We start from the raw sequence: 12207 nt of genomic DNA on the forward strand, positions 1-12207 counted from the left end.
CTTTTTGTTATCAGCCAAAACCCCCGCCCGTCGGGGGTTTTTTATATTGATGGTGCGACATGGAATCAATTGAACAACAACTCACTGAACTGCGAACAACGCTTCGCCATCATGAATATCTCTATCACGTTATGGATACGCCTGAGATCCCGGATGCGGAGTATGACAAACTGCTGGTTCGCCTGCGCGAACTGGAGGCGCAGCATCCTGAACTGATTACGCCAGACTCCCCGACCCAGCGCGTCGGTGCGGCCCCCCTGGCCTCCTTTAGCCAGATTCGCCACGAAGTACCCATGCTCTCGCTGGATAACGTCTTTGATGAAGGGAGCTTCCTTGCCTTCAATAAGCGCGTTCAGGATCGCCTGAAAAACACCGATGCGCTGACCTACTGCTGTGAGTTGAAACTGGACGGCCTGGCGGTCAGCATTCTCTACGAGAACGGTGTGCTGATACGCGCAGCTACACGTGGCGACGGCACGACCGGGGAAGATATCACCTCGAATGTGAGGACGATTCGCGCAATTCCGCTCAAGCTGCATGGGGAAAATATACCTGCACGTCTGGAAGTGCGTGGTGAAGTCTTTTTACCGCAGGCAGGCTTCGAAAAGATCAATGAAGAAGCGCGTCGTACCGGGGGAAAAGTGTTTGCTAACCCACGTAATGCGGCCGCAGGTTCCTTGCGTCAGCTTGACCCGAGAATCACCGCTAAGCGTCCACTCACTTTCTTCTGCTATGGGGTAGGGATTCTCGAAGGCGGCGAACTGCCTCGCGGGCACATGGAGCGCTTACAGCAGTTCAAAAAATGGGGGCTGCCGGTCAGTGAGCGCATACGATTGTGCGACTCCCCGGAGGCGGTGCTCGATTTTTATCATCACGTTGAAGCCGATCGTCCTCATCTCGGGTTCGACATCGACGGCGTTGTCATTAAAGTGAACTCGCTGGATTTGCAGGAGCAGCTTGGCTTCGTGGCGCGTGCTCCGCGCTGGGCCGTCGCTTTCAAATTCCCGGCGCAGGAACAGACCACCTTTGTTCGCGATGTGGAATTCCAGGTGGGGCGCACCGGCGCGATTACCCCTGTTGCGCGCCTTGAACCGGTCCAGGTGGCCGGGGTATTGGTGAGCAATGCCACGCTGCACAACGCCGATGAAATTGCCCGTCTCGGTCTGCGCATCGGCGACAAAGTGGTTATCCGCCGTGCAGGCGATGTCATCCCCCAGGTCGTGAATGTAGTGGAATCAGAGCGCCCGGAAGAGACCCGTGAAATCAGCTTCCCGGCCCATTGCCCGGTGTGTGGTTCTGACGTGGAGCGCGTGGAAGGCGAAGCGGTTACGCGCTGTACCGGTGGCCTGATTTGCGGCGCGCAGCGTAAAGAGGCCCTCAAACACTTCGTTTCCCGTCGCGCCATGGACGTTGATGGCATGGGCGATAAAATTATCGACCAATTAGTGGAGAAAGAGTACGTCCACACGCCAGCCGATCTCTTCCGTTTAACCGCAGGCAAAATGACCGGCCTTGACCGCATGGGGCCGAAATCGGCTGAAAACGTGGTTAATGCGTTGGAGAAGGCGAAAGAGACTACCTTTGCCCGTTTCCTCTATGCGTTGGGTATCCGTGAAGTCGGTGAGGCGACGGCAGCGGGACTCGCGGCTTATTTCGGTACGCTGGAAGCCCTGGAAGCAGCGTCTGATGAGGAACTGCAAAAAGTGCCCGACGTGGGCAAAGTGGTCGCCGCTCATGTGTTCAATTTCTTCGCCGAAGAGAGCAATCGCGACGTGATTCGGCAGCTACAGGCGGAAGGCGTGCGCTGGCCCGATCCGGTGGCGATCAATGCCGACGAAATTGACAGCCCCTTCGCAGGTAAAACCGTGGTGTTGACCGGTAGCCTCAGTCAGATGTCACGCGACGATGCGAAAGCGCGTCTGGTGGAATTAGGGGCGAAAGTCGCCGGCAGCGTATCGAAAAAAACCGATCTGGTGATTGCGGGCGAAGCGGCAGGTTCCAAACTGGCGAAAGCCCAGGAGCTGGGTATTGCCGTTATTGACGAAGCCGAGATGCTCCGCCTGCTGGGGGTATAAATGGAGAAAGAGCAGCTTATTGAAATCGCCAACACGCAGATGCCTTTTGGCAAATATCAGGGGCGCAGGCTCATTGATTTGCCGGAGGAGTATCTGTTGTGGTTTGCCCGAAAGGATTCCTTTCCTGCCGGGCATTTGGGTGAGCTTTTGCAGCTGGTTTTGGTTATCAAAACGGAGGGGCTGACCCATCTGGTTCAGCCCCTTAAGCGCCATTAAGCTTTAGCAGCTTCCTGCGCCTGTGCTTTTTCAGTCTGGCGCTTGTAGCGCCGGGCAAGGACGGCGCAAACCATCAGTTGAATTTGATGGAAGATCATCAGCGGCAAGACCATCATTCCGATGACCGCGGTGGGGAAAAGAATATTGGCCATCGGGATGCCGTTGGCCAGGCTTTTCTTGGAGCCGCAGAAGACGATGGTGATTTCATCGGCCTTGTTAAAGCCGCAGCGTCGCGCGACAAAAATGTTGACGGCGATGACGATAGCCAGCAGGACAATGCTCACCACCACGATAAACAGCAGTGAACCCACGCCTACCTTTTGCCAGATACCATTGACCACCGCTTCACTGAAGGCGGAATAAACCACTAACAGAATCGACGTCTGATCGGTCTTCGATATCCATTTTTTGTTGCGTGCCACCCAGGCCCCCGTCCACGGGCGAGAAAGGTGACCCAGTACAAACGGCAGCAGCAACTGCAGCATGATTTTACCGACCTGCTCCAGGCTGCCCTCAGCGCCGTGAAGATCCATCAACAATCCGACCAGCAGAGGCGAAAGAAATATCCCCAACAGGCTGGAAGCGGAAGCCGAGCACACTGCTGCTGCCACATTGCCGCCAGCCAGCGAGGTAAACGCAATGGCCGATTGCACGGTAGCAGGCAAAATACACAGGTAGAGGAAACCGGTATAGAGTTCCTGACTGACGTTAACCGGTGACCACCAGACGAAAAGCACGCCCAGAGCAGGGAAGAGGATAAAGGTGCTGCACATCACCCAGAGGTGCAAACGCCAGTGGCTGCCTCCGGCAATAATTGCTTCACGAGAGAGCTTTGCGCCATGCATAAAAAACAGCAAAGCAATGGCGGCCATGGTTAGCCATTCAAAGAAAGGCACAAATCCTCCCCGTGCCGGCAAAAAGGTCGCCAGCAGTACGGTTACGATAAGCGTCAGTGTAAAAGGGTCGAGAATACGAAAAAGTTTCATAAAGACTCCTGAAAGACAGTAACAACATTTTGCTTTTTTTGCTTTGAGAAATAAAATTGATTTATTGAATCCATTTATGAATTTTTCAGATGAATTATTCGTTAAAGCAACTGCGCGTTTTTGTCACCGTCGCCCAGGCGCGGAGTTTCAGCCGGGCCGGGGATATCATTGGCCTGAGCCAGTCGGCAGTCAGCCATTCGGTGAAAGAGTTGGAGCGGCAAACCGGCGTTAAATTGCTCGACAGAACAACGCGTGAAGTTATCCTGACCGAGGCAGGTCAACAGCTTGCCGCCCGCCTTGAGCGCCTGCTTGATGAGCTTACCAGCACGCTGCGTGAAGCCGGGCGGGTAGGGCAACAGTTGACCGGCACGGTGCGAGTCGCTGCCAGTCAAACCATTTCGGCGCATCTCATTCCCCAATGCATTGCACAAAGTAATCTGCGCTACCCGGAAATAGATTTTATGCTGCATGACCGACCGCAGCAGTGGGTGCTGGAGAGCATCCGTCATGGCGAAGTGGATTTTGGGATCGTTATCGATCCCGGACCAGTAAGCGATCTTGAATCTGAAGAGATCCTTTCCGAGCCCTTTTTTCTCCTGTGCCGTGACGATCATCCGTGGGCTAATGAGCAGTGCGTCTCCTGGCGAGAACTGGACAAGGCGAGACTGGTGGTGCAGGACTATGCCTCAGGCAGCCGTCCTCTTATTGATGCTGCCCTGACGCATTTTGGCATTCACGCGCAGATCGTTCAGGAGATAGGCCACCCGGCGACGCTTTTCCCGATGGTGGAAGCGGGGATTGGGGTCAGTGTGATGCCTGCGCTTGCGCTGCCTTTGCCACAAGGCAGTAAGCTGAGCGTAAAGCGGCTGATACCGGAAATTCAGCGTAAAATCATGCTGGTGCGCAGGAAGAATCGTTCGTTATCCGGAGCGGCGCAGGCGGTGTGGGATGTGGCGAGGGAACAGGCCCGGTATTTGACCCGGGCCAGAGCAGAGGATCCGCTGTTTACTCAGATATAAATATCGATCTGATGGTCAGTTGAAGGGGTGTTGACACCTTCAACTTTGCCCTGTGAACTGGCTTGCTTCTCTTCAGCTTTTTTCTGTGCTTCTTCAGCCTGCTTATTTTGCAGTTGAGCAAGTTGAGCCTGTAGCAAAGCGATTTGAGCCTGAATTTGCTGTTGCTGCGTCTTTTTCTGCTCGGTTGTGCCAGTCCCATCAGAAATGCTTTTCAGCTGTTTCGTCAGCGTGGAGATTTGCTGAGTGATGCGGCTTATCTGGGAGGCAATATCGCTGGCACCAGAAGATGAACTACCGCTGCCACTGCCGCTGGTCACTGACGATGTCGTCGTTTGGATTGTTGTCATTATTAATACCTTTGCCGTAAAAAATGAGTATCGACGTATTTATATTTTTCTTTAGCCACGCACCGTTCGCGCAGTTTGAGGATCATATCCTGACATTAAGGATAAATTATGGATAAAGGTCACTCGTTTTGCACATTGATTTTATTGGTTTTTTTTATTTTGCCAGGCACGATTATAGCAAACTTTATGACTGAGGATTTGCGCTGAGATGAGTGATAAACGCTGACTTAAGAGAAACCGCAGCAGGTTCGAATCTTTATAAATCGCAGATAGCAAAAAAGCGCCGCCAGCGCCATTTTTACATTGGTGGGTCGTGCAGGATGACTCGCTTCGCTCGCCCTTCGGGCCGTCGCCGCAAGCGGCTCCGTTGTCTCACTACGTTCGACCCGAACCTGCTACAGGTTCGAATCTTATAAATCGCAGATAGCAAAAAAGCGCCTTTAGGGCGCTTTTTTACATTGGTGGGTCGTGCAGGATTCGAACCTGCGACCAATTGATTAAAAGTCAACTGCTCTACCAACTGAGCTAACGACCCGAAGTGGTGGGTGATGACGGGATCGAACCGCCGACCCCCTCCTTGTAAGGGAGGTGCTCTCCCAGCTGAGCTAATCACCCACTTCGGTACTTCACATTTTGACAGAAAATCCAGCTGGCGAGAAAGTGGTGGGTGATGACGGGATCGAACCGCCGACCCCCTCCTTGTAAGGGAGGTGCTCTCCCAGCTGAGCTAATCACCCACTTCGGTACTTCACATTTTGACAGAAAATCCAGCTGGCGAGAAAGTGGTGGGTGATGACGGGATCGAACCGCCGACCCCCTCCTTGTAAGGGAGGTGCTCTCCCAGCTGAGCTAATCACCCCCGCTGTGTGGAGTCGCATTATAGGGAGAGTTGAAAATGAGTCAACGCATTTTCTAAAGAAATTGTTCGTTCGTCGTAAAATTAGTCAAAGCGCTGTTTAAATGGGCTTTGTCGCATGATTTGTATACAAAATACATATGAATAAGCGGGAATGCGGCAACAACATTGAGGATTCACCCCACGGTGATAGAATATCGCCGACTTCATTTTCCAGGATTTGCCGGTTTTCGGCATTTTTATCAACGTAAGGCCATTTCATGAAAATCAAAACTCGCTTCGCGCCGAGCCCGACCGGCTATCTGCATGTCGGCGGCGCGCGTACTGCTCTCTATTCCTGGCTTTTTGCACGTAACCACGGCGGTGAGTTCGTACTGCGTATTGAAGATACCGACCTTGAGCGCTCCACGCCGGAAGCTATCGAAGCCATTATGGATGGTATGAACTGGCTGAGTCTTGAGTGGGACGAAGGCCCGTACTATCAGACTAAACGCTTCGATCGCTATAACGCCGCTATTGATGACATGCTGGCAGCGGGAACAGCCTATAAATGCTATTGCTCTAAAGAGCGCCTTGATGCCCTGCGTGAAGAGCAGATGGCTAATAATGAAAAGCCGCGCTATGACGGTCGTTGCCGCCACAGCCATGAACATCACGCGGACAACGAGCCTTGCGTTGTGCGTTTTGCTAATCCGCAGGACGGCTCTGTTATTTTTGACGATCAGATCCGTGGCCCAATTGAGTTCAGCAACCAGGAACTGGACGACCTGATTATTCGTCGCACTGATGGTTCACCGACCTACAACTTCTGCGTCGTGGTCGATGACTGGGATATGGAGATCACTCACGTGATCCGTGGTGAAGACCATATCAACAACACCCCGCGTCAGATCAACATCTTAAAAGCGCTCAATGCACCCGTGCCGGTTTACGCTCACGTATCCATGATCAATGGTGACGATGGTAAAAAACTGTCCAAACGTCATGGTGCCGTCAGCGTGATGCAATACCGTGATGATGGTTATCTGCCGGAAGCGCTGCTGAACTATCTGGTGCGTCTGGGCTGGTCCCATGGCGATCAGGAAATCTTCACGCGCAAAGAGATGATTGAATTCTTCTCGCTGAACGCGGTGAGCAAATCAGCCAGCGCATTTAATACTGAAAAGCTGCAATGGCTGAACCATCACTACATTAATGCCCTGGCGCCGGAATATGTGGCAACGCATCTACAGTGGCATATTGAGCAGGAAAATATCGACACCCGTAACGGACCGCAGTTGGCCGAGCTGGTGAAATTGCTGGGAGAGCGCTGCAAAACTCTCAAAGAGATGGCGGCAAGCTGCCGTTATTTCTACGAAGAGTTTACTGAATTTGATGCTGATGCGGCCAAAAAACACCTGCGTCCTGTTGCCCGTCAGCCGCTGGAAGTGGTTCGCGACAAACTGGCTGCTATCGATGTGTGGTCAGCTGAAAATGTTCATCATGCCATTCAGGCAACGGCCGATGAACTCGAAGTAGGGATGGGGAAAGTGGGCATGCCGCTGCGCGTTGCGGTAACCGGGGCGGGCCAGTCGCCCGGCCTGGACGTTACCGTGCATGCGATTGGTAAAACCCGCAGCATTGAGCGCATTAATAAAGCGCTGGGTTTTATTGCTGAGCGTGAAAGCCAACAGTAAGGCCATGCTTGTGCAATAAAATGAAAAACGGCAGGAAAACCCTGCCGTTTTTTTATTTCTCTTCCGACTGCGCAATATTGAGCCGCGTTAAAAATCCGTGGATACCCTCGCGAGCCAGCAGAACATTGAGCCGGTCTTGCTCATGCAGGGTTAAATTTTGCAGCACATCAATGATTCGCAGCATTCCCGGCGTCAATTTCTCTGCTCTGTATTGCGGTACAGGTTCGGTTACAACAGCCGGTGCCAGGCGATGACGCATGGACGGTGTTTTCATGATAAAGGTGCGCACCTCTTTTGTGAGATGAATAAGTCTTGCTCGGCCCCCTTTAATGCCAGGTAAGCTTTCTGTTGACCATTTTTGCTCGCGCACCCAACGATTCACCGTTTGTTTCGCCACACCGAGAAAGTCCGCTAACTCTTCGGTTGTCATTTTATCTGGTAGTTTCATATCAGTTGTTTTCGCGGATCCCTAAACGTGACAGTAATCCCATGATGCCTTCGCGGAGAAGTAATGAAGAAAGCTGTTTTTGTTCCGCTGCCGTCATCTCTTTGGCCAAAGTTAGAAGCAGTGACTCGAGTGCCGTATCCTGGGCCAGTTCGGCAGGGAAGGGGGGCTCCTGAGTGGAACGTTGCGCATTACGAATAAAATCCCGAACCTGCTCGTTAACATGTACCAGTCTCGCTTTTCCGCCCTGAACGCCCGGTTTTGGCGAGGTGACCCAGCCTTCTTTGCGCACCCATTTATTAATGGTCTGGCGACTGTAACCGGTGAGCTGTGATAACTCTTCCGGCGTCATTCGTTCCTTGAGCATGTCATTTCCAGAGTAGTTGTAGGGGTAATTACGCGAAGATGTTATAGCATCATTTTACGAGAAAATGTGACAGGTTTAACTACTGGTTGCGAGTCGCTTCGCAATGTTATTCATTTGCTTGCTTTTTCAGCGGTTGAATGCAACCTGACGATTTTGCCGTTGACACTCGGCGAGGGAATTCATATTATGCCGCCCGTCAACACGACACGCTTTACGCGATGGGGCTATAGCTCAGCTGGGAGAGCGCTTGCATGGCATGCAAGAGGTCAGCGGTTCGATCCCGCTTAGCTCCACCAAATCATCATCCCAGGTGAATTTGGTGCGTAAAGAACATTGTGGGGCTATAGCTCAGCTGGGAGAGCGCTTGCATGGCATGCAAGAGGTCAGCGGTTCGATCCCGCTTAGCTCCACCAAAATTCGAACCCTCGCGTTTACGCGGGGGTTTTTGTTTTTCAGCCCCCCTGTTTTATGTAAATTATTTTCAGCTTACGTCGAAGAGTATCAGCTTGTTAAAACCCCAGTAATAAAGCGGCTTTTTCCTGCTGTTAACTTGATTCGCCACACGAATAAACTTATTATCGCGACCCGTCAAAAAATGACCAATTAGCGAATAAATAACGCCTATGAAAGGTAAAAGAGACAAAAAAGTAAGAACATTTATCTTGGCGTTAATTATTTGTTTGATTTTTGTTCCAGTATCCCGATATATTTCGCCCGTTGCCATTGTTGATGACCGTGCCGTTTTTCTTTCCTGGTTACCCCTCAGCATCATCTTCGCTGTTATTTTATTATTTGGTCGGCAGGCTATCTTGCCGATTATTATCAGCTTCGCCATTGTCAATCAGTGGTTGTTCGAATTATCCCTGTTGCAAGCGACTATTCTTCTGATCTGCCAGTTATGCCCCGTCTTTATCCTGTGCGCGATAGTTCGCTGGAAATTAGGGGCCCGCTGGCGGCATGGTATTCCTATTAAAAACATGGGGCTGCGTATCTTTATGATGGGGTTTATGATCCCCCTGGCGATAAAGGCATTGATGTACGTTGCAGGCAGCGGGTTTTCGTTTCCGCCCTTTTTGGCGAGCTATTTTGGCCCCGCATCGGTTATCTACTCTATTGTGGATATTCAGAATCTTATTTGTACAGCCCTTATATTTACGATGATGTTCTATTATCCATTGCGGATGATTCTCAATCCGCGCTATGCGCGTACTTTCTGGCTGAGGAATCTTAAACCGTGTATTGGAAGAAAGAAGCGTCTTTTCGTTTTCTGGTGGTTAACATGCCTCGTTATTTTACTGACCGCACTTTGTGCTCCGATTAATTCTGCCTATATTGCTGGCTATCTGGTTCCGGTCATATTTATTCTTTTTACCCTCAGTGTCAGTAAATTACGTTATCCGCTCATTATGCTCTGCTGGCCAGTATCGGCATTTTTGTTATTGGCTCATAACCACAATTTTCTGCAGGGTGTGAAGAATGGCTACGCGCTGGCCTTTATCATGTCAGTACTCATCTGCTTTACCCTCTGCCTGATCTATATGACGCGGATTCATTATCGAAACGAATGGATTAAACGACGCTGGCAGGGACAAGCGCTGACGGACCCCCTCACCGGGTTGCCAAATCTGCGCGCGCTGGAAAAGAATCTGGCTCTGCAGCAGGAGCAGATTGTTTGCTGCCTGCACATGAAAAATCTCGAATTTCTGAGCCGCCACTACGGCATGATGATGCGGGTTCATTTCAAGCGCAGCGTAACGAGGGCGGTTGAGCCGTTGTTGCACCAGGGAGAGCAGCTATTCCAGTTGCCCGGCAGTGAATTGATCCTGGTCCTTAAAGATGAGGCAGCGCAGGAGCGCCTTCAGCACATTGTCGATCATTTGAATAATCACCAGATTTACTGGCGTAATAGCGGTCTTAACATCGAATTTGGTGCTTCGTGGGGCAAAATTGAAGGGGCAGGAGAAACCCTCCACCATACGCTGGGCCAGTTAAGCTGGCTGTCAGAGCAGGCGAGTAAGACGCAGCAGGTACTGGCGCTGATCAACAGCCTTGATGTCGTTAGTGACCAGACGTCCGAGCGGGTACGCTTGCTGAATAAAGTGCAGCAGGCGCTGGATGAGCAAGCCTTAGTCTTATATGCCCAGCCAATCCTGAATGCCCAGGGTAAAGGTTACCATGAGATTTTGACGCGGTTGGTAAGTGAAGGCGAGATCATGAGCCCCGCGCAATTTCTCCCGGTTATCGCCCAGTTCAATCTTAGTTTCCGCTTCGATATGCAGGTAATTGAAAGCCTTTTACGGTGGATGCAATCACACCCGACGACCTCAGCAGACGCTCGCTTTTCAGTCAATCTCCTGCCGCTGACCTTAATGCAGCAAGATGTAGGCAGGCTGCTTGTTGAACGTTTTGCTCACTACGCTATTTCGCCACATGAAGTCATTATTGAAGTCACCGAGGAGCAGGCCTTCTCAAACTCACAATGGAGTGTGCAAAATATTCAAACACTGCGTGAAGCCGGGTTCAGGATAGCGATTGATGACTTTGGCACCGGCTTTGCCAACTTCGAACGCCTGAAGCGACTGGAGGCCGATATTATTAAGATTGATGGCTGTTTTGTTCGCGATATTGCGCACGATCCTCAGGACGTGCTGATCGTGAAAGCCATCTGTGCGCTGGCGCAAGCGAAGTCATTAACGGTGGTGGCGGAGTACGTAGAATCTGAAGCACAGCGTGAGCTATTGCTAGCGGCGGGGGTGGAGTATCTGCAGGGCTATTTGCCTGGCAAGCCACAGCCGCTGGAAAAATAAAGCCGGGGACAATGCCCCGGCTTCTTGAAACGCATTAAGCGTGGATTACAGCACCAGCGCGGCGATAGACGCAGACAGCACGCTGACCAGCGTAGAGCCGTAAACCAGTTTCAGACCAAAGCGAGAGACCACGTTACCTTGCTCTTCGTTCAGACCTTTAATCGCGCCCGCGATAATGCCGATAGACGAGAAGTTAGCGAAGGAGACCAGGAACACCGACAGGATACCTTCCGCACGCGGAGAGAGAGTGGAGGCAATTTTCTGCAGATCCATCATCGCCACGAATTCGTTAGAGACCAGTTTCGTCGCCATGATACTGCCCACCTGCAGCGCTTCTGAAGACGGTACACCCATGACCCAGGCAATCGGGTAGAAGATATAGCCCAGAATACCCTGGAAGGAGATGCTGTAACCGAACCAGCCGGTGACGGTTGCGAACAGGGCGTTCAATGCCGCAATCAGTGCGATAAAGCCGATCAGCATTGCCGCAACGATAATGGCGACTTTGAAACCTGCCAGGATGTATTCGCCCAGCATCTCGAAGAAGCTCTGGCCTTCGTGCAGGTTAGACATCTGGATGTTGTCTTCGCTTTCATCAACGCGGTACGGGTTGATGAGCGACAGCACAATAAAGGTGCTGAACATATTCAGGACCAGCGCCGCGACCACAAACTTTGGCTCCAGCATGGTCATATACGCACCCACGATAGACATGGAAACGGTAGACATCGCCGTCGCCGCCATGGTGTACATGCGGTTGCGGGACATTTTGCCGAGGATATCTTTGTAGGCAATGAAGTTTTCAGACTGACCCAGAATCAGGGAGCTGACGGCGTTGAATGACTCCAGCTTGCCCATGCCGTTAACCTTGGACAGTACGGTACCAATGGCACGGATGATAATCGGCAGCACGCGAATATGTTGCAGGATACCGATCAGCGCAGAGATGAAGACAATCGGGCAAAGCACTTTCAGGAAGAAGAATGCCAGACCTTCATCATTCATTTTGCCGAAGACAAAGTTTGTCCCTTCGTTGGCGAATCCGAGCAGTTTTTCGAACATTTCGGAGAAGCCTTTCACAAAACCCAGACCAACGTCAGAGTTCAGGAAGAACCAGGCCAACAGAACTTCGATAACGAGCAGTTGAACAACAAAGCGAATGCGAATCTTTTTACGGTCGCTGCTGACAAGGAGTGCCAGCAGCGCCACGACAGCAAGCGCCAGAACAAAGTGCAGAACGCGGGACATATTTGCTCCAAATATGAGACGGGTAGTAATTTCGTGCACATTCTATGTAACAAGCGGAAAGAAAACGAGATCAAACCCACAGTATATTAATGACCTGTGACCAGACTCAAAATTAGTGATCCACCATACATTTCGCTGATGTTAAGTAAAGAAGTGAAAAGTTGC

10 protein-coding genes, 6 tRNA genes and 1 other RNA gene are annotated in these 12207 nt (G+C 51.4%); 7 read left to right on the forward strand and 10 right to left on the reverse strand.

The annotated features are described in order from the left end of the window. Positions 1-59 precede the first annotated feature (59 nt). A complete protein-coding gene (ligA, locus tag ACUY4Q_RS06725) occupies positions 60-2075 on the forward strand; it encodes an NAD-dependent DNA ligase LigA (RefSeq protein ID WP_458046284.1) in 2016 nt (671 codons plus the stop codon). After that, positions 2076-2291 (forward strand): DUF3820 family protein, encoded by a 216-nt coding sequence (locus tag ACUY4Q_RS06730; RefSeq protein ID WP_458046285.1) that lies wholly within the window; start codon positions 2076-2078, stop codon positions 2289-2291. On the opposite strand, the gene ACUY4Q_RS06735 is transcribed toward ACUY4Q_RS06730, so the two are convergent. Then, the gene (locus ACUY4Q_RS06735; protein ID WP_458046286.1) at positions 2288-3277 is read right to left on the reverse strand and encodes a bile acid:sodium symporter family protein; all 990 of its coding nucleotides are present in this window, start codon (positions 3275-3277) and stop codon (positions 2288-2290) included. The two genes, ACUY4Q_RS06730 and ACUY4Q_RS06735, sit on opposite strands and share 4 nt — an antisense overlap. Positions 3278-3366: 89 nt before the next feature. Here ACUY4Q_RS06735 and ACUY4Q_RS06740 point away from each other — a divergent pair, with 89 nt between their 5' ends. After that, a complete protein-coding gene (locus ACUY4Q_RS06740) occupies positions 3367-4296 on the forward strand; it encodes a LysR family transcriptional regulator (RefSeq protein ID WP_458046287.1) in 930 nt (309 codons plus the stop codon). Here the strand turns inward: ACUY4Q_RS06740 and ACUY4Q_RS06745 are convergent. From ACUY4Q_RS06745 to ACUY4Q_RS06770, 6 genes are all read right to left on the reverse strand, one after another. Continuing rightward, complete coding sequence (locus ACUY4Q_RS06745) at positions 4287-4643, reverse strand: FlxA-like family protein (RefSeq protein ID WP_458046288.1); 357 nt, start codon at positions 4641-4643, stop codon at positions 4287-4289. The genes ACUY4Q_RS06740 and ACUY4Q_RS06745 overlap by 10 nt on opposite strands. Before the next feature lie 304 nt (positions 4644-4947). Further along, positions 4948-5073, reverse strand: a non-coding RNA gene (locus tag ACUY4Q_RS06750) — RtT sRNA. Between the two features lie 29 nt (positions 5074-5102). Further along, a tRNA-Lys gene (locus ACUY4Q_RS06755) sits at positions 5103-5178 on the reverse strand. 4 nt (positions 5179-5182) lie between these two features. Next, positions 5183-5258: transfer RNA gene (locus tag ACUY4Q_RS06760), tRNA-Val, on the reverse strand. Between the two features lie 46 nt (positions 5259-5304). After that, a tRNA-Val gene (locus ACUY4Q_RS06765) sits at positions 5305-5380 on the reverse strand. A gap of 46 nt (positions 5381-5426) precedes the next feature. Then, a tRNA-Val gene (locus tag ACUY4Q_RS06770) sits at positions 5427-5502 on the reverse strand. 257 nt (positions 5503-5759) lie between these two features. Between ACUY4Q_RS06770 and gltX the strand changes: the two genes are divergently transcribed. Further along, on the forward strand, positions 5760-7175 hold the full coding sequence (gene gltX / locus ACUY4Q_RS06775; RefSeq protein ID WP_458046289.1) for a glutamate--tRNA ligase: 1416 nt from the start codon (positions 5760-5762) through the stop codon (positions 7173-7175). A gap of 52 nt (positions 7176-7227) precedes the next feature. Here gltX and ACUY4Q_RS06780 read toward each other — a convergent pair whose 3' ends face one another. Both ACUY4Q_RS06780 and ACUY4Q_RS06785 read right to left on the reverse strand, forming a co-directional pair. After that, a complete protein-coding gene (locus ACUY4Q_RS06780) occupies positions 7228-7623 on the reverse strand; it encodes a YfeC-like transcriptional regulator (protein WP_458046290.1) in 396 nt (131 codons plus the stop codon). Between the two features lies 1 nt (position 7624). Further along, positions 7625-7987 carry a YfeC-like transcriptional regulator gene (locus ACUY4Q_RS06785; RefSeq protein WP_458046291.1) on the reverse strand — a complete coding sequence of 121 codons (363 nt, stop codon included), beginning with the start codon at positions 7985-7987 and terminating at the stop codon, positions 7625-7627. Between the two features lie 220 nt (positions 7988-8207). Here ACUY4Q_RS06785 and ACUY4Q_RS06790 point away from each other — a divergent pair. The 3 genes from ACUY4Q_RS06790 (at position 8208) to ACUY4Q_RS06800 (ending at position 10794) form a co-directional block, all read left to right on the forward strand. Beyond that, positions 8208-8283: transfer RNA gene (locus ACUY4Q_RS06790), tRNA-Ala, on the forward strand. 41 nt (positions 8284-8324) lie between these two features. Next, positions 8325-8400: transfer RNA gene (locus ACUY4Q_RS06795), tRNA-Ala, on the forward strand. Between the two features lie 210 nt (positions 8401-8610). After that, a complete protein-coding gene (locus ACUY4Q_RS06800; RefSeq protein ID WP_458046292.1) occupies positions 8611-10794 on the forward strand; it encodes a sensor domain-containing phosphodiesterase in 2184 nt (727 codons plus the stop codon). Between the two features lie 45 nt (positions 10795-10839). Here ACUY4Q_RS06800 and nupC read toward each other — a convergent pair whose 3' ends face one another. Next, positions 10840-12042: a nucleoside permease NupC gene (nupC, locus tag ACUY4Q_RS06805; RefSeq protein ID WP_458046293.1), complete on the reverse strand. Its 1203-nt coding sequence runs from the start codon at positions 12040-12042 to the stop codon at positions 10840-10842. Positions 12043-12207: the final 165 nt, after the last annotated feature.

The sequence above is a fragment of the Phytobacter cepae genome (assembly GCF_054165735.1).

Coding starts and splice junctions, on each gene's coding strand:
- ligA (WP_458046284.1), top strand. CDS start 60: ATGGAATCAATTGAACAACAACTCACTGAACTGCGAACAACGCTTCGC.
- ACUY4Q_RS06730 (WP_458046285.1), top strand. CDS start 2,076: ATGGAGAAAGAGCAGCTTATTGAAATCGCCAACACGCAGATGCCTTTT.
- ACUY4Q_RS06735 (WP_458046286.1), bottom strand. CDS start 3,277: ATGAAACTTTTTCGTATTCTCGACCCTTTTACACTGACGCTTATCGTA.
- ACUY4Q_RS06740 (WP_458046287.1), top strand. CDS start 3,367: ATGAATTATTCGTTAAAGCAACTGCGCGTTTTTGTCACCGTCGCCCAG.
- ACUY4Q_RS06745 (WP_458046288.1), bottom strand. CDS start 4,643: ATGACAACAATCCAAACGACGACATCGTCAGTGACCAGCGGCAGTGGC.
- gltX (WP_458046289.1), top strand. CDS start 5,760: ATGAAAATCAAAACTCGCTTCGCGCCGAGCCCGACCGGCTATCTGCAT.
- ACUY4Q_RS06780 (WP_458046290.1), bottom strand. CDS start 7,623: ATGAAACTACCAGATAAAATGACAACCGAAGAGTTAGCGGACTTTCTC.
- ACUY4Q_RS06785 (WP_458046291.1), bottom strand. CDS start 7,987: ATGCTCAAGGAACGAATGACGCCGGAAGAGTTATCACAGCTCACCGGT.
- ACUY4Q_RS06800 (WP_458046292.1), top strand. CDS start 8,611: ATGAAAGGTAAAAGAGACAAAAAAGTAAGAACATTTATCTTGGCGTTA.
- nupC (WP_458046293.1), bottom strand. CDS start 12,042: ATGTCCCGCGTTCTGCACTTTGTTCTGGCGCTTGCTGTCGTGGCGCTG.